The organism is Bartonella sp. CL266QHHD (genome assembly GCF_042195355.1).
GTDB lineage: Bacteria > Pseudomonadota > Alphaproteobacteria > Rhizobiales > Rhizobiaceae > Bartonella.
Map to the genome: position 1 here is coordinate 138,778 of NZ_JBHIOD010000033.1, position 22,134 is coordinate 160,911.

19 protein-coding genes are annotated in these 22,134 nt (G+C 37.1%); 8 read left to right on the plus strand and 11 right to left on the minus strand.

Annotation, left to right across the window (positions count from 1 at the left end):
* Position 1: 1 nt before the first annotated feature.
* The 6 genes from thpR to ACFIK7_RS03260 form a co-directional block, all read right to left on the minus strand.
* Positions 2 to 541 carry an RNA 2',3'-cyclic phosphodiesterase gene (gene thpR, locus ACFIK7_RS03235; RefSeq protein WP_375637228.1) on the minus strand — a complete coding sequence of 180 codons (540 nt, stop codon included), beginning with the start codon at positions 539 to 541 and terminating at the stop codon, positions 2 to 4.
* Positions 542 to 1,166: 625 nt separating this feature from the next.
* A complete protein-coding gene (locus ACFIK7_RS03240) occupies positions 1,167 to 1,460 on the minus strand; it encodes an HPr family phosphocarrier protein (protein WP_012754483.1) in 294 nt (97 codons plus the stop codon).
* 10 nt (positions 1,461 to 1,470) lie between these two features.
* A complete protein-coding gene (locus tag ACFIK7_RS03245; RefSeq protein ID WP_273790227.1) occupies positions 1,471 to 1,872 on the minus strand; it encodes a PTS sugar transporter subunit IIA in 402 nt (133 codons plus the stop codon).
* 135 nt (positions 1,873 to 2,007) lie between these two features.
* Positions 2,008 to 2,472, minus strand: a complete 465-nt coding sequence (locus tag ACFIK7_RS03250; protein ID WP_375630571.1) for an HPr kinase/phosphatase C-terminal domain-containing protein — start codon at positions 2,470 to 2,472, stop codon at positions 2,008 to 2,010.
* Positions 2,473 to 2,495: 23 nt separating this feature from the next.
* Positions 2,496 to 4,280, minus strand: a complete 1,785-nt coding sequence (locus ACFIK7_RS03255) for a stimulus-sensing domain-containing protein (RefSeq protein ID WP_375662931.1) — start codon at positions 4,278 to 4,280, stop codon at positions 2,496 to 2,498.
* A 39-nt stretch (positions 4,281 to 4,319) separates the two neighbouring features.
* A complete protein-coding gene (locus ACFIK7_RS03260) occupies positions 4,320 to 5,042 on the minus strand; it encodes a response regulator transcription factor (protein WP_005774392.1) in 723 nt (240 codons plus the stop codon).
* A 386-nt stretch (positions 5,043 to 5,428) separates the two neighbouring features.
* Here ACFIK7_RS03260 and lysM point away from each other — a divergent pair, with 386 nt between their 5' ends.
* Positions 5,429 to 5,884 (plus strand): peptidoglycan-binding protein LysM, encoded by a 456-nt coding sequence (gene lysM, locus ACFIK7_RS03265; RefSeq protein ID WP_375630565.1) that lies wholly within the window; start codon positions 5,429 to 5,431, stop codon positions 5,882 to 5,884.
* 120 nt (positions 5,885 to 6,004) lie between these two features.
* Here lysM and ACFIK7_RS03270 read toward each other — a convergent pair whose 3' ends face one another.
* Positions 6,005 to 6,559 (minus strand): copper chaperone PCu(A)C, encoded by a 555-nt coding sequence (locus ACFIK7_RS03270; protein ID WP_273790231.1) that lies wholly within the window; start codon positions 6,557 to 6,559, stop codon positions 6,005 to 6,007.
* A 471-nt stretch (positions 6,560 to 7,030) separates the two neighbouring features.
* Between ACFIK7_RS03270 and ACFIK7_RS03275 the strand changes: the two genes are divergently transcribed.
* The 6 genes from ACFIK7_RS03275 to lepA all read left to right on the plus strand — a co-directional run bounded on the left by ACFIK7_RS03275 (position 7,031) and on the right by lepA (position 17,508).
* Positions 7,031 to 7,207 (plus strand): hypothetical protein, encoded by a 177-nt coding sequence (locus ACFIK7_RS03275; protein ID WP_273790232.1) that lies wholly within the window; start codon positions 7,031 to 7,033, stop codon positions 7,205 to 7,207.
* Between the two features lie 319 nt (positions 7,208 to 7,526).
* On the plus strand, positions 7,527 to 9,419 hold the full coding sequence (gene dnaK / locus ACFIK7_RS03280) for a molecular chaperone DnaK (RefSeq protein ID WP_375662932.1): 1,893 nt from the start codon (positions 7,527 to 7,529) through the stop codon (positions 9,417 to 9,419).
* 158 nt (positions 9,420 to 9,577) lie between these two features.
* Positions 9,578 to 10,720 carry a molecular chaperone DnaJ gene (dnaJ, locus tag ACFIK7_RS03285; protein WP_375662933.1) on the plus strand — a complete coding sequence of 381 codons (1,143 nt, stop codon included), beginning with the start codon at positions 9,578 to 9,580 and terminating at the stop codon, positions 10,718 to 10,720.
* A 1,710-nt stretch (positions 10,721 to 12,430) separates the two neighbouring features.
* Complete coding sequence (gene argB / locus ACFIK7_RS03290; protein WP_273790235.1) at positions 12,431 to 13,336, plus strand: acetylglutamate kinase; 906 nt, start codon at positions 12,431 to 12,433, stop codon at positions 13,334 to 13,336.
* Positions 13,337 to 13,368: 32 nt separating this feature from the next.
* The gene (locus ACFIK7_RS03295) at positions 13,369 to 14,283 is read left to right on the plus strand and encodes a DMT family transporter (RefSeq protein WP_273790236.1); all 915 of its coding nucleotides are present in this window, start codon (positions 13,369 to 13,371) and stop codon (positions 14,281 to 14,283) included.
* Positions 14,284 to 15,702: 1,419 nt separating this feature from the next.
* A complete protein-coding gene (lepA, locus tag ACFIK7_RS03300; protein ID WP_375643000.1) occupies positions 15,703 to 17,508 on the plus strand; it encodes a translation elongation factor 4 in 1,806 nt (601 codons plus the stop codon).
* A gap of 517 nt (positions 17,509 to 18,025) precedes the next feature.
* Here lepA and dapD read toward each other — a convergent pair.
* Positions 18,026 to 18,874 (minus strand): 2,3,4,5-tetrahydropyridine-2,6-dicarboxylate N-succinyltransferase, encoded by an 849-nt coding sequence (dapD, locus tag ACFIK7_RS03305; RefSeq protein ID WP_375662934.1) that lies wholly within the window; start codon positions 18,872 to 18,874, stop codon positions 18,026 to 18,028.
* A 106-nt stretch (positions 18,875 to 18,980) separates the two neighbouring features.
* Between dapD and ACFIK7_RS03310 the strand changes: the two genes are divergently transcribed.
* Complete coding sequence (locus tag ACFIK7_RS03310) at positions 18,981 to 19,844, plus strand: LOG family protein (RefSeq protein WP_375662935.1); 864 nt, start codon at positions 18,981 to 18,983, stop codon at positions 19,842 to 19,844.
* A 32-nt stretch (positions 19,845 to 19,876) separates the two neighbouring features.
* On the opposite strand, the gene truA is transcribed toward ACFIK7_RS03310, so the two are convergent.
* From truA to def, 3 genes are read right to left on the minus strand one after another with little or no spacing between them, the layout of a single operon-like run.
* Positions 19,877 to 20,620 carry a tRNA pseudouridine(38-40) synthase TruA gene (gene truA / locus ACFIK7_RS03315; RefSeq protein ID WP_375662936.1) on the minus strand — a complete coding sequence of 248 codons (744 nt, stop codon included), beginning with the start codon at positions 20,618 to 20,620 and terminating at the stop codon, positions 19,877 to 19,879.
* A gap of 1 nt (position 20,621) precedes the next feature.
* Positions 20,622 to 21,551 carry a methionyl-tRNA formyltransferase gene (fmt, locus tag ACFIK7_RS03320; protein WP_375630553.1) on the minus strand — a complete coding sequence of 310 codons (930 nt, stop codon included), beginning with the start codon at positions 21,549 to 21,551 and terminating at the stop codon, positions 20,622 to 20,624.
* Positions 21,551 to 22,087 carry a peptide deformylase gene (def, locus tag ACFIK7_RS03325; protein ID WP_375662955.1) on the minus strand — a complete coding sequence of 179 codons (537 nt, stop codon included), beginning with the start codon at positions 22,085 to 22,087 and terminating at the stop codon, positions 21,551 to 21,553. The genes fmt and def overlap by 1 nt, the downstream gene beginning before the upstream one ends.
* Positions 22,088 to 22,134 lie beyond the last annotated feature (47 nt).

Below are 22,134 nucleotides of genomic sequence, written 5' to 3' on the forward strand. Positions count from 1 at the left end.
TTTATTTTTGAAGTGGCCAATTTCCTTTTACAATATAGGGAGCCTTATTTAAGGGAGAGGCCGATAACAATAAAACAAAATGATCAACTTCAAAAGGAGGGACAAAAAAATCATCTTGAAAAGATAGATAAGAAGAAAGATCTTTAAGATTAATATCAAATATTCGTGCAAGAGTGATATGCGGAATAAACAGTCTTTCATCAGGCTTTAACTCTAATTTATTCCGAATATATTGCATCTTTTCATGTAAAAGAGTAAGCTTTTCACAAGGTTCAATGCGAACCACAAGAGAATGGGGAGCATTTTCTGAACCAAAAACTTCAAAACCCTTTATCTGTAGCGTAAAAGAAGGAAGTTCTATAGTGTTAAAGGTATGCATAATTTCATCTGCTGTAGAACTTTCAACTTCGCCAAAAAAAGATAAGGTGACATGAAAATTTTGCGGGTTGATCCATTGCGCTTTTGGTAAGCCATTTTGCAATGATACGAGGGCTTTTGTTGTTTGTTGAGGAATCTGGAGAGCACTAAATAGACGACCCATGATATTATCTCCTTATAATGAAAGATGCTATCCCAAGCGCAATATAGATAATAAGGGCGGGGCACGTACCACATAAAACAAGGCAATAGTATAGAAAAAGAATGTCTAAAAAATGCTTACTATAATTATGAGCGTACAAAGCTTATTCGTTTTAAGAAAATGGTTATGACATTGATAAGAATTGCGTTTTCATGATCTGTATCACAATGATGTGCAATGGAAGATTACTTGTGTATTATAAAGGCTACAAAGTTAGCAGAAAATAAGAAAAGTTGATAGATTGTTGATGTGCGAAATTATTTTGACATTTATCTTTAGCCTAAAATAAAGCATATTCTAATACAAGGTGAAGAGTTCTCTTTTCTGTAAAGATTTAATTATATGATTAAGTCGGGGAATAGCCATAATACGCAAAACTATTCAAATTGGTCAAATAATGTTAGGAAAGGAAGAAAAAAACCAGCATAACAAAATTACTATAAGCTTTTACATTTATGATAATTATACCAATCCATAATGGATATGAATATTGGTATAAAAGCGGGAAGAGAAATTAAATTTCAAAATAATGATGGAAAGTTCCTATTTTCTAAGAATTATCATCCTTGTTTATGATGAAAAAGCACTAGTTTTCCTCTCCAAAGTTGTTATTGATGAGCTTTTCAAGAGCATTAAGAGCATCTGTTGCTTCTGGTCCTGAAACACGAATGGTGAGGTTGCAACCGGATGAAGCCGCTAGCATCATAAGTCCCATAATTGATGATCCGCCAACAATTTTTCCATCTTTTTCAACTTCAACAGTAACATTAAAATTGTCAACAGTTTGTACAAATTTTGCAGAAGCACGTGCATGTAACCCACGTTTATTACAGATATTGAAATGACGACTTATACACGGGAGGGTATCTTTGGAAAACATTGGTATTTTATTATCCGCTAATCATACTTGGTACATTAATATATTTACGCCCTGCTTCTTGTGCTATTCTTAACGCGTCTGATAATGAAATATCCGGACATTTGCGAATAGAAATCAGTTTAATAAGCATGGGCAAATTAACACCCGCAATCATTTCAACGCGTCCTTTTTCAATAGCAGGAATAGCTATATTTGATGGTGTTCCACCGAACACATCTGTTAATATGATGACGCCATGATCCGTATCTGTATCGGTTACTGCGGCTATAATATCACCTCGGCGCTGATCTATATCGTCATCGGGATAAACGCATATTGTTGCGAACTTTTCTTGTACTCCAACAACATGTTCCACGGCATGTAAAAATTCGACAGCCAGCTCACCGTGCGTTACAAGCACGAGTCCAATCATTTACGCAAACTCCTGTTAACTAATAAGACCCAACCATATTGGTGGGAAAGACATTGTACAAGGCTTTATCTTGCTGCCAAGAAAAATTTGCAAAAAAAAGGCAAAAATTGTGATTTTTTTATCTTTAGAAAAAAATTAGACAGATTTTTGCCATATTTTTTTAAACAAAAATGCTTCAATAGCTTGACAAATGGCGGTACAATCGGCTTCACGAAGAGAGGGAAGTTTTAAAAGAGGAATGTGCAAATTTTCAAATTGAAAAGTTTTATTTGTGGAAAAACGTTCATATTCCGGACCGAGAAAAATAACACAATCGATAGTTGTGTGCTTTTCAAATTCTATCATATAAAGACCAACGCCACGAATCTCGATGCCGCCCTCTAAATTATCGGGAGTGTATCCGTGAAGCTTTCCATTTTCCGCACGCAACATTGTATAATCATCACTGATAAGCTTCGCTTCACGTTTTGACCACTCAGCGCGGTCAAGCAAAGAAAGGGTGAGGGTTGATTTTCCTGATCCCGATGGACCTATAATTAACAGCCCCTTGCCGCCTAGTTGAAGGCAATTTGCGTGGAGTATTTCACATTTTGTTTTCATGTCTTTTACTTTGGATAAAAGATTTATTTAGCAAGCGGAAGCATAATAGTAAAACGTGCACCAGTTTTACACTTCCCAAGTGTAGGATCAATAATATTTTCGGCTGTAATTGTCCCATTATGAGCTTCGATGATTTGGCGACTAATAGAAAGGCCAAGTCCAGAGTTTTGCCCAAAAGCATCTTCATTTGGTCGATCTGTATAAAAACGTTCAAAAATGCGTTCAATATTTTCTGAACGAATACCTGGGCCATTATCTTCAATGGTTAAAATAAGGGTTGAAGCATGACTTTTCATAGTAATGCAAATTTTGCCACGATTCCGAGGAATAAAAGAACGCGCATTTTCAAGAAGATTTGAAATCACTTGTCCTAAACGGAGTTCGTGTCCCAATACAAGATAGGCTTTTCCATGAGGACGTGGGACAATATTAAGGCTTATATCAATGGTTTGCGTATTACGATACACTTCCTGAACAGCATGAACAAGACTTTCCAAAAGCGGTGTCATATCAACAATCTCTGCGGTTTCTCGTGCAAGCTCTGCATCGAGCCGTGATGCATCAGAAATATCTGTAATCAACCGATCAAGGCGGCGCACATCATGTTGAATAATTTCAAGCAATTTCTCTTGTGCTTCTTCATTTTTAGCCAGAGGGAGCGTTTCAACAGCACTGCGTAGAGAGGTGAGAGGATTTTTTAATTCGTGGCTTACATCAGCAGCAAAGCGTTCAATGGCTTCAATACGCATATAAAGGGCATTGGTCATATCACGAATAGAAGTTGAAAGGTGACCAATTTCATCTTCACGCATTGAAAAATCAGGAATTTCTACACGCTGATTATTGCCATTACGCACTCGATTAGCCGAGGCAGATAATTTACTTAATGGATGGGCAATCGTATGGGCCAAAAAGAGAGAAAGAACCAAAAGTACGCTACCTACAACGGCAAAAACTTTAAAGATAACCAGTCTTTCGCCTTTTACAATGTTATCAATATCGGAACCAGTGGTTGAAAGAAGAAGAGCTCCAACCACTGCGCGATAGCGTTGAACAGGAACGGCAACAGAAACAATTAATTGCCCTTGTCTGTTGCGTCTTTTTGCCGTAGCAAGAGATCCGTTTAATGCGCGGTACACTTCTGGATAAGCAATACCACTGGTTTTTGTTTGTTCTCTGTCAAGAGCAATACCTTTACCATAAAATGCGCTTGAATACCATGAAGTAAGGCGATCCCACATGTTTTGTTCTGTTTTAAGTGGGGGTAAATCATAACTAAAAACTTCTCCACTAGAATAAAGAACGCGCGAATCAAGAAGGAGAGTAGCATCACGATCATAGATACGTGCTCTTGTCGTTTTAGGTGTGATGAGACGCCGTAAAAGAGGGGCAACTTGCTCAGGGTTAATAGGAAAATCCCAAGAATCGGTTGATTGAGGGGCTGGTGTAACGCTTTCACCAGTCTGTAACTCTAAGAGTTTTTGGGGATCAATGAGGATAGAATTTGTATCTACTGTTGCAGAAGCAGCAATAGCCCCAGCAATAATTTTTCCTTGGGTACATAAACTTTTAATTTTTGCTTCAATTAAACCATCGCGAAATTGGTTAAGGTATAAAATGCCTGTAACTAAAACGGCAAGGGCAGCAATGTTTAATATAACAATGCGACGTGTAAGGCTGGAAAAAAGCAATTGTCTAAAGAGACGTTGTATTCGAAGATGCAAACGAGCAAACATAAGAAATGGCGTTGAGGATGTACCATTAACGGTTGTTTTTTGTAAAGTTTCCAGTTGAGAATTGTCTGTCATCGATTTGATTGCCGTTCAAATTTTTGCGACAAAGTAGTTTTATACCTCGTGGAAACGATAACCTACACCATAAAGTGTTTCAATCATTGCAAAATCATCATCCACTTGTTTAAACTTTTTACGCAGACGTTTAATGTGACTATCAATGGTGCGATCATCTACGTAGACTTGATCACTATAGGCAGCATCCATTAAAGCATCACGACTTTTTACAACTCCTGGTCTTTGTGCTAAGGTTTGCAGAATCAAAAATTCCGTAACGGTTAAAATAACAGGTTTATCTTTCCATGTACAGGTATGGCGTTCTTGATCCATCACAAGATCTCCACGTTTGAGAGAAGAGGTGGAAGAAGTTCCTGTAGAAAGCGGTTGGTTACGTGCATTAGAACGGCGCAAAATAGCTTTCACGCGTTCAATAAGAAGACGTTGGGAGAAAGGTTTAGTAATAAAATCATCAGCTCCCATTTTGAGACCAAATAATTCATCAATTTCATCATCTTTAGAGGTGAGAAAAATAACTGGAAGATCAGATTTTTGACGCAAACGACGCAAAAGTTCCATCCCATCCATTCGGGGCATTTTAATATCAAAAATAGCTAAGTGTGGAGGGTGAAGTGTGAGACCCTTGAGTGCAGATGCTCCATCTGTATAGCTTTCAACCCGATATCCTTCTGTCTCAAGCGCAAAAGATAAAGATGTCAAAATATTGCGATCATCATCAACAAGTACAATCGTTTGTGTGATTGTTGGTGTATCTTTCATGGTTTCTTAGACCTTTCTATTGCTGTGGTAGCAAATTACCCACACTTATTTATATGGGAGTTCATATTTTTTTTGCAAAACAAATATGATACAAATTGTAGCAAAGTAAAAAACCTTTTGTCATTACTGTAAAATCTTGTTTTGCTTTCATAATTTATAATGTTTCTATGTCTATTAAGATCCCTTCATTTGAGAGAAAATTTTCATAAAGGCTTTTTTTATCAAGGTTTATTACAAAGTTTATTATTGTATTTGTCTCATAATTGAACAGATGTAGTTTTGATTGTTGAAGTTTAGAAAATCTGCCTATGTGTTTTAAGAGCAAAGAAAAGAATGTGGCAATATATGCACAAAAATTTGTTTCTGCTACACGAAAGGAGGTCGTAATGGGATTTTTTAATTTTATTAAAACTGTAGGGGAAAAGTTAGGTATTGGGGACCATGAACCAAAAGAAAAGGATTTTAAAAGAGCATTTGATGATTTTCAACTCGGTACAGAAAAAGTCAATATTCAAGTTGAAGACGGTAAAGCTATTTTAAGCGGTGAAGTTCCAGACAGGGAAACACTTGAAAAAGCACTGCTGGTTGTTGGCAATTCACAAGGTATCTCTTCTGTAGATGTTGATCAATTAAAGGTTATAGATACAACGCCTAGAAAAACTTCTCGCTTTTATGAGGTTAAATCTGATGATAATCTTTGGAAAATTGCTGAAGAGGTTTATGGAAAAGGGCAAGGTAATAAAAACACATTTATTTTTGAAGCCAATAAGCCAATGCTAAAATCTCCCGATAAAATTTATCCTGGACAAGTTTTACGTATTCCTGAAATTGACCATAGTTAATTCATCAAAGAGGATAATTTTTTACTGATGGCATTAAACAAAAAATAAAGGAGCGTAAAAAAATTCACGCTCCTTCATTTTATAAAGTGTGTATTTATTGTGTATTTATATAAAAGGAGCTTAGTGAACAAGAGAGGATTTAGAAGGTGATGGTACTTTCATAGCGTTTACAGAGAAATCAACATCAATGGTTCCTGCTTTCTCAAATGTCAATTTTGCGCTAATTTTATCACCTAACTTGAATGGTTTTGAAAGCCCCATAAACATAATATGATCACCGCCAGGCTTAAGCGTGATTTCTCCATTTCCCGGAATTTCAATGCCATTGTGCATTTTTTCCATTTTCATAATATCATTAACGACAGCCATAGAGTGTATCTCTGTTGTTTTTACTCCGTTTGTGGAAATAGAAACCAAACGGTCTGGGGTATTACTGTGATTAATAATGTAGAGATAACCGCTACCAACTCTTATACCTTTAGGTGTTTCTCGTGTCCAAGGATTGAGAATTTCTATGTCGCCAAGTTTATATTGCTGAGCACCTGCTGGCAGGGTTATACCAGCAAAGAGAAGAGCACACACGATATTTATGATAACCTTTTTGTATGGATATTGTGTATGGATTATATTCTTAAAGATGAGATTTGTTATTTTCTTAATAATAGATGTCATCATTGATTTACCCTCCTTCATAAGATTCACACTTTGAATATTTTTTTATTTTAGCAGAGCTTTTATTTAAAATAAAAGAAAGAAATACTAAAATGAAATTGATTTGAATATGAGAATAAAAATCATAGAATTATTTGATTTTAAAGGAAGGCAGTAAGGTTTACAACGACAACACACCTCTCAACGCTTCCGTGTTCATCTCATAAATAATATTTGTAAATGGTATAAAATCTATGATGCACTGCTATTTTGCTTAATAAATATAATATAGAACAATCATCAACCACTTTACCAATTTTAATATTATGACAGCTCTTGGCATTTTAAAGCGTTTATACAGAGGCATTTTTATATATTTTCAAAGTTCAAAATTATATAGTATAAGAAAAAACGCTTTAGGTGAGTTTAAAGCATAGATTTCAAATAACCGCAAACAATGAGACCGTTAGAAGGAGAATTTTTGAAAGGAGATCGATGGATAATACCTTTACAGATGTGAGTATTAGATATGATGACTATTTTAGTCCAAGAAAAATTTATAATATTCGCGATATAAATTATTCGCCTTTTAAAAAGCTTTTACGGGAGTATGATTTTATCAATGATGAGAAGATCAAGAGCGAGAGTGCAATCGCTCTTTTATTTTTTTAATTTTTATAGAAAGATATATTTGTTGAGAATTGCAAGAAAAATATATTATGATCTCAAGTCTCTCATAAATATGGTATTTATGGGTCATTAGAGCGCCTATTTTAAAATAAATTTTTTATTTTAGAGATGTTTCTCTCATTATTCTCTTGTAGCAATAAAAGCCTGTTCTTATATACGAGGCAGCAAGGCTTGTTGCGACTTGCAGTTTATTATTATTTATGTTGCTTGAAGCAATATACGGGCTTTAGGTGTTATGAGGAGCTATCTTAAAAAGATGCTTTATGAAGGTTGAGGTAGCTTGCTGAATGGAGATTATAATATGGCAAAAGTAATTGGTATTGATTTGGGGACAACGAACTCTTGTGTGGCTGTTATGGATGGCAAAAACGCAAAAGTTATTGAAAACTCAGAAGGAGCGCGAACAACACCTTCCGTTGTTGCCTTTACTGATGGGGGGGAGCGGCTTGTTGGGCAGCCTGCTAAACGGCAAGCGGTGACAAATCCTGAAGGGACAGTTTTTGCAGTTAAACGTTTGATAGGGCGCCGTTTTGATGACCCTATGGTTGAAAAAGATAAAGCACTTGTGCCTTATAAAATTGTTAAAGGTGACAATGGTGATGCATGGGTTGAAGAAGCGGGAAAGAAATATTCTCCGTCGCAAATTTCAGCTATGATTTTGCAAAAGATGAAGGAAACAGCAGAATCTTATCTTGGTGAAAAAGTTGAACAAGCCGTTATTACGGTTCCTGCTTATTTTAATGATGCGCAACGTCAAGCTACGAAAGACGCGGGTAAAATTGCTGGACTTGAAGTTTTACGGATTATTAATGAGCCAACAGCTGCTGCTTTAGCTTATGGTTTGGACAAAAAAGACGGAAAAACAATAGCAGTTTACGATCTTGGTGGTGGTACATTTGATATTTCAGTTCTTGAAATTGGAGATGGCGTTTTTGAAGTTAAATCAACCAATGGAGATACGTTTTTAGGTGGTGAAGACTTTGATATGCGCCTAGTTGGTTATTTTGCAGATGAATTCAAAAAAGAGCAAGGAATTGATCTGAAAAATGATAAATTAGCTTTACAGCGCTTAAAAGAAGCGGCAGAAAAAGCAAAGATTGAGCTTTCTTCGTCACAGCAAACAGAAATCAATTTACCATTTATCACGGCAGATCAATCAGGTCCCAAGCACTTAACAATGAAATTGACTCGGGCAAAATTTGAATCTCTCGTTGACGATTTAGTGCAGCGTACCATCGAGCCTTGTAAAGCTGCGTTGAAAGATGCTGGATTAAAGGCTGGTGAAATTGACGAAGTTGTTTTAGTAGGTGGTATGACACGTATGCCCAAGATTCAGCAAGTCGTGCAGAGCTTCTTTGGTAAGGATCCACACAAAGGTGTTAATCCTGATGAAGTGGTCGCAATGGGTGCTGCCATCCAAGGAGGTGTATTGCAAGGCGATGTCAAAGACGTGTTGTTGCTAGATGTAACGCCTTTATCTTTGGGTATTGAAACCTTGGGTGGGGTTTTCACACGCCTTATTGAGCGCAATACCACTATCCCAACAAAAAAATCGCAAGTTTTTTCGACAGCTGATGATAACCAGAGTGCTGTGACGATTCGTGTTTTCCAAGGTGAACGGGAAATGGCAAGTGATAATAAGTTATTGGCTCAATTTGATCTTGTTGGTATTCCTCCAGCACCACGTGGTATACCTCAAATTGAAGTTACTTTTGATATCGATGCGAATGGTATTGTTAATGTTTCGGCCAAAGATAAGGGGACAGGTAAAGAGCATCAAATTCGTATTCAGGCATCAGGTGGTTTAAGTGATGCTGATATTGAAAAAATGGTAAAGGATGCAGAAGAGCACGCGGCTGAGGATAAAAAACGCCGTGAAGGTGTTGAAGCTAGAAATCAAGCGGAGGCTCTTATTCATTCAACTGAAAAGTCGCTCAATGAATATGGCGATAAAGTATCAGCTGAAGAAAAGGGACAGATTGAAACAGCAATATCTGATTTGAAATCTGCGCTTGAAGGCAGTGATACGGAAGAAGTAACAACAAAGATGCAAAAATTAGCAGAAGTCAGTATGAAGCTTGGACAGGCTATGTACGAAGCCTCACAAGCAGCGAGCGCTGACACTGAAACAGAGGCACAGAATGATGATGTTGTTGATGCTGATTTTGAAGAAGTTAATGATAAGAAGAAATAGTGTCAGCATATGTGTTGATTAATTTATAAACCCGGCCTTTGAAATATAAGGCTGGGCTTTATTATTTGAGATAAGTTGCAACTTTGTTGCTAAAAATATAAATTAAAAGCAATATTATCCATAAAGATGGATGACAGAAAAATTATCAGGAATACATGATGAAGGTTAACTATTATGAAATTCTTGGCGTGACTCGCGAATGTGATGATAAAAAGTTGAAATCTGCTTTTCGTAAGTTGGCAATGCAATATCATCCTGATCGCAACGCGGGGGATAAAGAGGCAGAGCGAAAATTCAAAGAAATTGGCGAAGCCTATGAAGTTCTTAAAGATCCTCAGAAGCGTGCTGCTTATGATCGATTTGGCCATGCGGCCTTTGAAAATAGCGGTGGTCAAGGGGGAGCAAATCCCTTTGGCGGTTTTGCTGCTGGTGGTGGATTTGCGGATATTTTCGAAGACTTTTTTGGTGAGATTATGGGAGGGACACACCGTAAGCGTGGTGATAGTCGCGAACGTGGTGCAGATTTGAGTTATAATATGGAAGTGACTTTAGAAGAGGCATTTTCAGGAAAAACTGCAGAAATTAATATTCCCAGTTCCGTCACGTGTGATGTTTGTGAGGGATCAGGAGCGAGAAAGGGCTCTAAGCCGCAAGTTTGTGGAATATGTCATGGATCTGGTCGTGTGCGTGCAGCACAAGGTTTCTTTTCTATTGAGCGAACATGTCCTTCATGTCATGGACGTGGTGAAACTATTACGGATCCATGCCCCAAATGTCAGGGGACACGACGCATAGAGAAAAAACGTTCATTGAGCGTAAATGTTCCAGCTGGTATTGAAGATGGAACGCGTATTCGCCTTTCTGGTGAGGGTGATGCTGGTATTCGTGGTGGCCCCAATGGTGATCTTTATATTTTCCTTTCCATTAAACCGCATGAGTTTTTTCAGCGAGAAGGAGCAGATCTTCACTGTCGCGTTCCTATTTCAATGGTAACAGCTGCTTTAGGAGGAGAGTTTGAAGTTTCCGACCTTGATGGTGTTAAAGCACGCGTTAAGATTCCAGAAGGGACACAAAATGGACGTCAATTCCGCCTTAGAGGCAAAGGTATGCCCATGTTGCGCCGTCAGCAAGCAAGGGGTGATCTTTACATCCATATCACGATTGAGACACCGCAGAAATTAACGCAAGAACAACGTGAATTGTTGCAAAAATTTGAAAAGCTCTCAAATCATGAAAATTCACCGCAATCACATGGTTTTTTTTCACGTATGAAAGAATTTTTTGAAAATATTTCTGGTTAAAATTATGTGAATGTTCTCAGAATAATTAGAGAGAACTGTGGGAAAGTTATTTTCATTAAGCTTTCTATTGTCTCATTATCTTTGAAAAGCATTTTTTCTTGAAAAGAAAAGAGAGAGACAGCTAATTTAGGATAAACTCCTGCTGCTGATAGTTTTTATATTTCATGAGTTTTATGGATAAGTCTTATTTTTGAGTGTCTATGACATTTTAAAAAGGGCTTATCCATATAAGAACGCAATTGAGTGATTGATAATAAATATTGCCAGTGTGATGATAACTGCCTTTATGCATTCAGTATTTTTTGTATTTCTTTTTAAAGGCTCTATAATAAAACTGTAAAATAGGTAGCAGCTTGCCAAGAAACGCTAAATAAGCTGTTAGGCAATCCATCTTTTTCAAATAAAGTATCAACTTCTTATAACCGATTTTATTTTTGGCATTTTTCATAGTTTTAATCACTGCTTCCTTTAAAATAAGGGTTATTTTATTTGGAATAGCTTTTACATGCCTCATCTTAGCTTTTAGCCGTAATCATGTCTTTTTAGATGCGGATTTAGTTTTGTATTTCTGATGTCATAAATACTTCTTCCAGATAATAAAAAACGCTATAATCAAGTTTATTTTGTTCCAAAGAAATTGTGGAATGAGATAATGTGTGTTTAATGCTAAAGAAGACATAACAAAACACTTTTTGAGGTATTCGATGTATCTCTCTTGTGGGGAAACAGATTCGATGGAATTCACTTAATTGAATTTATTGGCATAATAAAAAGTTGGTGGGAAGATAGAGGAAGTTACCTTTAAAAAGAAAAAATAAATACAATAAAAAAATAGCACAATATGCTTAGAAAACAGCACGACATATTATTGAAATTGTTAGTGATATGGAAAGAGAAGTATACGAAATGAATCTTTTTTCATAAAATAACATAATTAAAATAATACATTAAAAGAATTAACAATTCTAAAAAACATTGAATAATTCAAGCATGTATTGCTATGCAGAAAGAAAAACTTAATGACCGATCATGAAAAATGAGAAGTTTTATAAAACCTTACGAAGAGAGTAATCTAAACAATTAAATGCTTTTACGAAGATGCTTTTGAAGAGCTATCACAATATATGGATAAAGTTGCAAAGCCTTTTTTCGATTTTACGATATAAAAAGATAAATTATTATTATAAATCAACTTATTATGATTCTCCATGAGGAGCGTTCAATCGACATTTCCTCATGTTTAATGATTGAGAAAAAGTCAAATTTTTAAAACCAAAGTTATAGTTTATTGGGATAAGCTATAAAGCAGTTGAGTGATTTCTTATCTTAGGAATATGTTAATTTTATTATTATAAGAAACTTTATTTTTATCTTACAAAATCAATGGTTGTATATATTCTTATTCATTGTTAAGTATCCATAGGGATAAAATAATGAGTTGAATGTGCAGCGTAGCTTCAAAATTTTGCTTTTCAATTTTATATATAAGATCATAAAATAATGACGTTTTTTTACGCCTATTTTGTTTAATTTTTCGCTGTCAATTTTTAAAGGAAGTTTTTGTATTTCATTTCGCTATTCCTTTTTCGTAATTTAGAGGAAAATTGACGATTTTCAGGGGGGGTGGGTAGAGTAAAGTTTGGTTTTATTGTTTTCACTTTTCCTAAATTTCATTAAGAGATGGTAAAAAGTGATGAGGAGGCTCTATTAATGGATGATGCTAAAAACGGTGATGTAGATGTTTTGGAAAAACAAGCAGCATTTTTATCGTCTGCTTTACCCTATATGCAAAAATATGAAAATGAAACGGTCGTGGTAAAATATGGCGGCCATGCTATGGGTGATCCTGCTTTGGGGCGAGCATTTGCGCGTGATATTGCTCTATTAAAGCAATCGGGGATTAATCCTGTTGTTGTTCATGGTGGTGGGCCTCAAATTGCTGAAATTTTAATGAAAATGGGGATTGAATCGCGATTTGAAAACGGATTACGGGTAACCGATGAGCGGATCGTTGAAGTGGTTGAAATGGTTTTAGCGGGTTCCATAAATAAAGAAATTGTTGCTCTCATCAATGCTGAGGGAGAATGGGCAATAGGATTATGCGGCAAGGATGGCAATATGGTTTTTGCCGAAAAGGCTTATAAAACTGTCATTGATCCTGATTCGCATATTGAACGTGTTTTAGATTTGGGGTTTGTTGGTGAGCCTGTTGAAGTTGACCGCACATTGCTAGATCTTTTAGCATGTTCTGAAATGATACCGGTTCTTGCTCCTGTGGCTCCAGGACGCGATGGTAAAACTTATAATATTAATGCTGATATTTTTGCTGGAGCTATTGCTGGTGCATTAGAGGCTAAACGCCTTTTATTTCTCACTGATGTTCCTGGTGTTTTGGATAACCAGGGTAAACTTTTAAAAGAATTGACAGTTTCTGAAGCTGAGAAATTTATTAAAAATGGGACAATTTCAGGAGGCATGATTCCAAAAGTAGAGACTTGTATAAAAGCCCTTCAAAATGGCGTGGAAGGTGTTGTCATTTTAAATGGTAAAACTCCTCATTCTGTTTTACTAGAGCTGTTTACCGAACAGGGAGTTGGAACGCTTATTGTTTCATAAATTGTGGGGAAAATTGGAAGAGAAAGTTTTTCATGGTGAATCTAAAACAGTTTAAATATCCTTTATTAAGTAAGCCAGAATTGGCAATATTTACTGCGACAATATTGTGGGGCGTTACATTTTTAGTCATTCACATTGCGGTACGCTATAGTGGTCCTCTGTTTTTTGTTGGATTTCGTTTTATTGTTGCATCTCTTATATGTGGGGTAATTTTTTGGCGCTCTATAAAAGGTATAACTGTTTATGAAGTTTTCGCTGGGATGGCGATAGGTTTAGCCATGTTTTTTGGTTATGCTTTTCAAGCAGCTGGACTTCAAACAATTATTAGTAGTCAGTCAGCTTTTATCACAGCGCTTTATGTACCGATGGTTCCAATTTTGCAATGGATTGTTTTTAAAAAACCTCCCCGTTTAGCTTGTTGGATTGGTATTATTTTCGCTTTTATTGGGCTTGTATTTATTTCAGGACAAAAGCCGGGAAATTTTGATTTTTCAAAAGGCGAAATTTTAACTTTGTTAGGCGCTTTAGCGATTGCTGGAGAAGTCATACTCATCGGAATTTTTGCGAACAAGGTTGATAGTCGGCGTGTAACCATTATTCAGTTATTTTTTAGTGGTTTTTTTTCATTTGCTTGTATGCCTTTGATGGGTGAAAGCATCCCTGAATTTTCGTGGGTGTGGTTTAATATTGGTATAGGATTGGCATTAATGAGTGCCATCATTCAATTAGCTATGAATTGGGCACAAAAGTCTATTTCCCCTACGCGTGCGACACTCATTTACGCAGGTGAACCGGTATGGGCTGGTATTGTTGGGCGTTTGGCTGGCGAACATTTATCTCCCTTAGCTTTATTGGGCGGTTTGCTTATTCTGATTGGGATAATTGTGGCTGAATTACAACCTTCACAATGGCGTAAAAAAAATAAAGCAATTAAAAAAATTGATTAGCTATACATTTTTTTATTATGATTTTATTGCATGAGATTTTTGCTTGTAGAGTTTTCATTTTTGAAGCTTTTTTAATATTAAGATGATTAAGAAGTTCTATAAGTTATTCCAGCTTTTGCATGTATCTGTTTGCCTAACTTCTGAAACGGGAAGACAACCTTTATTGAGCCAAAGCATGAGGTGATATAAAGGTAAAAATTAACGCTCATCTTTACGATCATGTTTAAATTTGGCTTTAACAACTTTCAAAAACATCTACGGTAATGTTTTTGAATAATGAGAATTACGCACTGTCGCACGTTATTTCTTTTGTCCTTTAATAGAGTTACGCTTCTCATGCAAAATAGAACGCCCAAAGTATCCCCATAACGTTGTACATTAAAGCGTTTTTAAAAGATAATTTTCTCAATATACATCATATTCATTGACAGTCCGCATGAAGTATAGAAAAACCACAGAGCATCATCATTTTACTTAAAATAAAGGGCACTAGCATTTTCTTTATCAGTTCTCAATATTATGATAGCCTTTGGCATTTGAAAGAGAGAGGCATTTTTACTCATTTCTTAAACGTTTTTATCCATACACTAGCTCTGTTTTATAATGGGGAAGCAAAAAATTTATTGATTCATTATGAGAAGATTTAAAATGAGAGAGGCTCGCGATATTCAGAGTTTTAATTTAAATCGCAAAACAATAAACGATCATTATAAATCAATGTGTTATCCAATGAATCGAAGAGGATTGGTGTGCTTTATGCTTAATGGAGGAAGGAAGGAGTTATATAAAAACATGACTCAATAGAGCATATTTCTAAAGTTTTAAAAATTGAGAAGAAACTCCCTCGATATTCATATTATTTTATATAAGATTACTAAAAAAGAAGATTATTGCGTACAAATAAAAAAGCATTTCTTGCGAATTTTATTGCAAGCCTAAGTGATATACACGCCCATCATATAAATATGATAATACATTGATTTATAATTATAATATAGCACTATTCACATTGAATTAGACCCCTGAATACCGTAAAATTTTCTCACTTCAAATCATTTTCATGTTAAATCAATCCAAATCACTTGCTTACACATCACAAGTGGGTGGGGGGCATGTGGGTAAAGACTGTACAAGAAAGGCATATCTCTTATAAACTTTTTCAAGTGTAAAGGATCGTCGTAATATTGGAGGCTGGCAAAGTGTGTGATGGTGCCGGCTTACTACAGCATATGAGTTATCAAATAAGATGTGAAAGGATCATTTTAGCACCCTTGGATTTAATTTAGCAAACAAAAGCCTCATTTTTTAGGCTATAAAAAGTTGTGTTTTGAGAAGCTTTTTAGGTTTATATTATTTTGATAGAAGCCGGAACATAATTGGTCTTTGCGTTTTGTATTATTCTTTGCTAAATCGCCTTATATGACAATAGATCGTAATTATATTCGTAATTTTTCCATCGTGGCGCATATTGATCACGGCAAATCAACTTTAGCTGATCGTTTGATTCAAATAACAGGTGGGCTTGATACACGTGAGATGAAAGAACAAGTACTCGATTCCATGGATATTGAGCGTGAACGTGGAATTACTATTAAAGCACAAACGGTACGTTTACACTATAAGGCAAAGAATGGTGAAACCTATATTTTAAATCTTATGGATACACCTGGTCATGTGGATTTTGCTTATGAGGTTTCGCGTTCATTGGCAGCTTGTGAAGGTTCTCTGTTGGTGGTGGATGCAAGCCAAGGCGTAGAGGCGCAGACGTTAGCAAATGTTTATCAAGCCATTGATAATTCCCATGAGTTGGTTGTTGTTCTCAATAAAGTTGATCTTCCAGCAGCAGAACCTGAGCGTGTTAAAGAACAAATTGAAGATGTAATAGGCATTGATACATCTCAAGCAGTAGAAATATCAGCAAAAACAGGTTTGGGTGTTCCTGATGTTTTGGAGGCAATTGTTGCACAATTACCACCTCCACATATAGGCGATGTTGCAAATCCCTTGAAAGCAATGTTGGTTGATAGCTGGTATGATGCATATCTTGGTGTTATTGTTTTGGTACGGGTGATAGATGGTATTTTAAAAAAAGGCCAAACCATTCGTATGATGGGTACAGGAGCAAAATATCCAGTTGAGCGCGTTGGGGTTTTTACACCTAAAATGGTACAGGTTGATGAATTAGGACCGGGCGAAATTGGTTTTATCACTGCTTCTATCAAAGAGGTAGCAGATACACGGGTTGGGGATACGATTACTGAAGAGCGCCGTCCTTGTGAAAATGCTTTACCTGGTTTTAAGCCTGCGCAACCGGTTGTCTTTTGTGGACTTTTTCCAATTGATGCTGCCGATTTTGATGATTTGCGTGCAGCCATGGGCAAATTACGCTTAAATGATGCGAGTTTTTCTTTTGAAATGGAAACATCTGCGGCTTTGGGGTTTGGTTTTCGCTGTGGATTTTTGGGACTTCTGCATCTTGAAATTATTCAAGAGCGATTAGAGCGTGAGTTTAATTTGGATTTAATCGCGACAGCACCTTCGGTTGTTTATCGCATGAATATGAATGATGGTTCTGTTAAAGAGTTGCACAATCCAGCGGATATGCCTGATGTGGTTAAAATTTCTTCCATAGAAGAACCGTGGATTCGGGCGACAATCATGACTCCTGATAATTATCTTGGGTCAATTTTAGAACTATGCCAAGAGCGGCGCGGGGTACAGGTTGGTTTGTCCTATGTTGGAACCCGTGCTATGGTAACGTATGATTTACCACTGAATGAAGTTGTTTTTGATTTTTATGACCGGCTAAAATCAATCTCAAAGGGTTATGCTTCTTTTGATTATCAAATGACAGATTATGCAGAAGGTGATTTAGTTAAAATGTCTATTTTGGTGAATGGAGAGCCTATTGATGCATTATCGATGCTTGTTCACCGCACGATTGCAGAAAAGCGCGGGCGTTCCATGTGTGAAAAACTGAAAGATCTTATTCCCCAGCATATGTTTCAGATTCCAGTTCAAGCGGCTATTGGTGGTAAAGTTATAGCGCGCGAAACGATTCGTGCTTTGCGTAAAGATGTAACAGCGAAATGTTACGGGGGTGATGTTACGCGTAAGCGCAAACTTTTGGAAAAGCAAAAAGAAGGCAAAAAGCGGATGCGCCAATTTGGAAAAGTAGAAATTCCACAATCAGCATTTATTCAAGCGCTCAAAATGAACAAATAATGAAAAAAGGAGTATTTTCTCTCATTGATTGCGCTTTTGCTTTTGTCGATTGGTTCAGGTGTTTAAAGGACACTTTAAATAGAATTGCGCCGTGCTTCATGTTTTTGTGTATTGCGTAAAGGTGTCACTTTCTCATGTAAAACAGAACGCTTTAAACAAAATGCGTTTGTGTTGCATATTTGTGCACGTATTTTAATAAATATCTCTCAATACACTCGACCTCATTTCACGATAGCGTGCGTAGAAAGTATAACGGTAAAGCTTCCGTGAATGACATAAAACTCATAACCATATTTATTGTCATAAAGACACATGGTGCTTGAGAAAATTCATTAAAGACATTTTTATTCTTTTCTTAAAGTGCTTCTTACCCATACACCAACAGTGTTTATGAGACGAGCAGGAAATGATAGTGATTGATTCACTATGAAAGGATTTGAAATGAGAGAATCCTTGTATTCGAGGTTATTATTCAAGTTAAAAAACGATGAAATATTATTATGCATTAATCTTGTGTCTAAGAACGTAAAAGATCATTAATGGATGTTTTTTCTCGTGTTTTTTGATCAACGCGTTTTACAATAACAGCACAATAAAGGCTAGGTCCTGCTTCACCATTTTGTAAAGGTTTTCCAGGGAGAGAACCTGGTACAACCACTGAATAGGCTGGTACTTCACCAATAAAAATTTCACCTGTTGTACGATCAATAATCTTTGTTGATTTTCCAATAAAGACTCCCATTCCCAAAACAGCACCTTCACGGATAATACAGCCTTCAACAATTTCAGAGCGAGCACCGATAAAGCAATGATCTTCAATGATTGTTGGATTTGCTTGCAGTGGTTCCAAAACACCTCCAATACCAACACCGCCAGAAAGATGGACATGTTTACCAATTTGTGCACAAGAACCAACGGTGGTCCATGTATCAACCATTGTGCCCTCATCGATAAAAGCACCAAGATTGACAAAGGATGGCATCAATATAACATTGGGTGCAATGTAAGCAGAATGACGTACAATGGCTCCAGGAACGGAACGGAAATCAGCACTTTTAAAATCTTCCTCTTGCCAACCAGAGAATTTTGAAGGAACTTTATCCCACCAATGTGTCCCATTGATTCCACCAGTAATAATTTGCATAGGATTAAGCCGAAAAGAGAGTAAAACCGCTTTTTTCAACCATTGATGAACATGCCATTGTCCATTTTTGTGTCGTTCTGCAACACGGATTTCACCTTTATCAAGAAGGTTCAATGCATGTTCAACACTCTCACGTATTTCGCCTTTTGTGGTAGTATCGATAGAATCGCGATCGTCAAAAGCTTGTTCGATAATAATTTCAAGTTGTGTGATATGGGTCATGACGAGAGTTCCGTTAAACAAGTTGAAAGCTTCAAGATTTATTCTCTATGAACTACGCGAAGAAATGTGTTCAGTCAATAAAACGATGAGGAAGTAGGACAGGTGTATGAAAAAAAGCTGTAAAGAAAAAAGAAAAGCAGAGCAAGAAAACTGGACACCACTTCTCCATACGAAGGATGCTCTACAACAAATACATAAAATCTCTAATTCAGCACAAATGCGTTCGTCTACTTATCGTTTAGCCTATATCGATCAAGATTTTATGATGCGTCCAGAGCTGCGCTCACAACGTATTAGTCTTGAATTTTTAAAGCCGGAAATAACCCTTAAAGAATATGATATTCAATCAACAGTTGTTTTGTTTGGTGGTGCGCGTATTCCTGAACCTGGGCAAGCAGCGTGGGCTGCAAAAAATGAAATACAAAAGAAAAATTTGCATGCTATGTCACATTATTACGATGAAGCAAGAGAGTTTGCGCGTTTGTGCTCACTTTATTCTGCTACGACAGAATATCGTGAATTTGTGGTTGTTACGGGAGGCGGACCAGGAATCATGGAGGCGGGAAATCGTGGTGCTTGTGATGTTGGTGCCCCAACGATTGGCTTGAATATTATTTTACCACATGAGCAAGAGCCTAATTCGTATGTGTCGCCGCATTTGTGTTTCAATTTTCATTATTTGGGGATGCGCAAAATGCATTTTTTAGTACGAGCGAAAGCATTAGCTGTTTTCCCTGGAGGATTTGGGACTCTGGATGAACTGTTTGAGACGTTAACTTTAGTACAGACAGGGCGTATGAAACAGGTACCAATTTTATTGTTTGGCAAAGAATTTTGGAGCAATACTGTCAATTTTGAGTATCTGTCTGCACAAGGTACAATCTCTCCTACTGATGTTAATTTTGTGAAATTTGTTAATACAGCAGCAGAAGCTTTTGAAGAAATTCGTTCTTTTTATAAACTGCCTTAACGACTTTTGAGACGCTCACTCTTGAAGGATCATTAATACTCTACTTTGGTTAAATAAAGTCCTGAGGGGGGGGCAACAACACCACAACGTTTACGATCTTTAGCATGAAGAGCTGCTTCGAGATCTTGAGCTGTCCAACGTCCAATACCCACTTCCATGAGGCTTCCTGCGAATGAACGGATTTGATGATGAAGAAAAGAACGAGCTTGTGCATAAAGAAAAATTTCTTCACCTTCTCTTTGAATATCGAGGCGTTCAAGGGTGCGAATAGGGCTTTTGGCTTGGCAATGTGCTGAACGGAAAGTTGTAAAATCATGTTGTCCTACAAGCTTTTGCGCAGCTTCATGCATGGCGTCAGCATTAAGAGGCTTTGGCAACCACCACACGCGTTTGGCATTTAAAGCTGGTGGAGAGCGACGATTGAGGATTTTGAAAAGATAATGGCGTTTGGTTGCGGAAAATCGTGCATCAAAGTCATCAGGGACATTTTCTACATTTAAGATTGAAATCGCCTCTCCCTGTTTACGTAAAAGAGCATTGAGCGCATCTCGTACAGTATGGGAGAGCCAGTTTTTGTCAAAATCAACATGCGCAACTTGTCCGGTAGCGTGTACGCCCGCATCCGTTCGTCCTGCTGTTGTTATGGTCAATTGTTGTCCACTAAAGCAAAAAATCGCTTGTTCAAGAGCTCCTTGTATCGTGTGAAGTTTTGCTTGACGCTGCCAACCAGCATAATTTGAACCATCATATTCAAGAGTGAGTTTAAAACGTGGCATCTTAAAAAACAGCAGAAATATGAGCACCTCGCAAAAAGGTTGCGCTATCAAGAATTTTACCGCCAGATCTTTGGAGAGAGGTTATTTCTATCCGTCCTTGCCCACAATGGATAATCAAAGAATCTGGTTCTATCCGTCCAATTTCAAGAGAAGGACCTGTTGTTAAGCGACTATCAAGAATTTTTACACGTTCTTCTCGTCCACCGATATTCATATTGCACCAGCAACTAGGAGAGGGAGAGAGCGCGCGAATATGCCTATGAATAAACTCTGCTGGTTTTGTCCAATCAATGCGGGTTTCTTCTTTTCTAATTTTGGCGGCATAGGTGATGCCTTCTTCTGATTGTGGGGTCAGTTTAAGTCGTCCTTTTTCAAGAGTGGATAAAGTCTCTACCATAAGTTCTGCGCCAATATGTGAAAGTCTGTTTGAAAGCTCAGCAGTGGTGGTGTTATCCGTAATGGGGATGGAGCGAGAAAGAGCGATAGGCCCCGTATCAAGTCCTTCATCCATTTTCATGATCATGATACCTGTTTCTTTATCACCAGCCATAATTGCTCGTTGAATAGGCGCAGCACCACGCCAACGTGGTAAGAGTGAAGCGTGGGCATTAAAACAACCAAAACGCGGCGTTTCGAGAATAGCTTTGGGTAAAAGGAGTCCATAAGCCACCACAATAGCAGCATCAACAGAAAGTGCTGCAAATTGCTCCTGTTGTTCGATTGTTTTAAGTGTTTGAGGTGTAAAGATGGGTATAGATTTCTCTTTTGCTACGGTGTGAACAGCGGAGGGGATTAATTTAAGCCCTCGACGTCCTGCTGGGCGAGGGGGTTGACTATAAACAGCAACAACATCATGACCTGCATCCAGTAAAGCATGTAAAATAGGAACAGAAAAATCTGGTGTTCCCATAAAACTTAATCGTAAAGCCATTACAAAACTGCTTCCTGCATGTTTTTTTCTTTTGCGCGTTTTTTAAATTTTCGTATCACCATATCGCGTTTGATCTTTGAAATGTAATCAATAAAAAGGCGCCCATCTAAATGATCAATTTCATGCTGCAAGCAAGTTGCCAAGAGATCGTCTGCTTCAATTTCTGTTTGTTTTCCTTCACGGTTCTGATAGCGAACACGAAGGCGTTTAGGACGTTCAACCTCTGCAAAATAATCAGGAATAGAAAGACAACCTTCTTTGTAAATATTACGCTCATCTGAAAGCCATAAAATTTCAGGGTTGATAATAACAAGTGGTTTTTTCTGCTCATCTTCAGAATTTCCAGAGACATCTATAACCAACATACGTAGCGGTATACCAATTTGAATAGCAGCAAGACCAACGCCCTTAGCATTATACATGGTTTCCAACATGTCATCTGCAAGTTTTTGGAGAAATGAATCGACCTGCTCAACAGGTTTGGACACTTCCCGTAAAATCGGATCAGGTAAAGTAATTAAAGATCTCATTGGCATAGGCATAAGTAGAGATTAATCAATGGTTTGTTATTGGTCAATATTGA

Excerpts from the sequence above, each read along its gene's own strand:
- ACFIK7_RS03255 (WP_375662931.1), bottom strand. The coding sequence starts at position 4,280 with ATGACAGACAATTCTCAACTGGAAACTTTACAAAAAACAACCGTTAAT.
- ACFIK7_RS03310 (WP_375662935.1), top strand. The coding sequence starts at position 18,981 with ATGAAAAAAAGCTGTAAAGAAAAAAGAAAAGCAGAGCAAGAAAACTGG.
- ACFIK7_RS03250 (WP_375630571.1), bottom strand. The coding sequence starts at position 2,472 with ATGAAAACAAAATGTGAAATACTCCACGCAAATTGCCTTCAACTAGGC.
- dapD (WP_375662934.1), bottom strand. The coding sequence starts at position 18,874 with ATGACCCATATCACACAACTTGAAATTATTATCGAACAAGCTTTTGAC.
- dnaJ (WP_375662933.1), top strand. The coding sequence starts at position 9,578 with ATGAAGGTTAACTATTATGAAATTCTTGGCGTGACTCGCGAATGTGAT.
- thpR (WP_375637228.1), bottom strand. The coding sequence starts at position 541 with ATGGGTCGTCTATTTAGTGCTCTCCAGATTCCTCAACAAACAACAAAA.
- argB (WP_273790235.1), top strand. The coding sequence starts at position 12,431 with ATGGATGATGCTAAAAACGGTGATGTAGATGTTTTGGAAAAACAAGCA.
- dnaK (WP_375662932.1), top strand. The coding sequence starts at position 7,527 with ATGGCAAAAGTAATTGGTATTGATTTGGGGACAACGAACTCTTGTGTG.
- truA (WP_375662936.1), bottom strand. The coding sequence starts at position 20,620 with ATGCCACGTTTTAAACTCACTCTTGAATATGATGGTTCAAATTATGCT.
- ACFIK7_RS03275 (WP_273790232.1), top strand. The coding sequence starts at position 7,031 with ATGGATAATACCTTTACAGATGTGAGTATTAGATATGATGACTATTTT.
- def (WP_375662955.1), bottom strand. The coding sequence starts at position 22,087 with ATGCCAATGAGATCTTTAATTACTTTACCTGATCCGATTTTACGGGAA.
- lysM (WP_375630565.1), top strand. The coding sequence starts at position 5,429 with ATGGGATTTTTTAATTTTATTAAAACTGTAGGGGAAAAGTTAGGTATT.
- ACFIK7_RS03240 (WP_012754483.1), bottom strand. The coding sequence starts at position 1,460 with ATGTTTTCCAAAGATACCCTCCCGTGTATAAGTCGTCATTTCAATATC.
- ACFIK7_RS03245 (WP_273790227.1), bottom strand. The coding sequence starts at position 1,872 with ATGATTGGACTCGTGCTTGTAACGCACGGTGAGCTGGCTGTCGAATTT.
- lepA (WP_375643000.1), top strand. The coding sequence starts at position 15,703 with ATGACAATAGATCGTAATTATATTCGTAATTTTTCCATCGTGGCGCAT.
- ACFIK7_RS03260 (WP_005774392.1), bottom strand. The coding sequence starts at position 5,042 with ATGAAAGATACACCAACAATCACACAAACGATTGTACTTGTTGATGAT.
- ACFIK7_RS03270 (WP_273790231.1), bottom strand. The coding sequence starts at position 6,559 with ATGATGACATCTATTATTAAGAAAATAACAAATCTCATCTTTAAGAAT.
- fmt (WP_375630553.1), bottom strand. The coding sequence starts at position 21,551 with ATGGCTTTACGATTAAGTTTTATGGGAACACCAGATTTTTCTGTTCCT.
- ACFIK7_RS03295 (WP_273790236.1), top strand. The coding sequence starts at position 13,369 with ATGGTGAATCTAAAACAGTTTAAATATCCTTTATTAAGTAAGCCAGAA.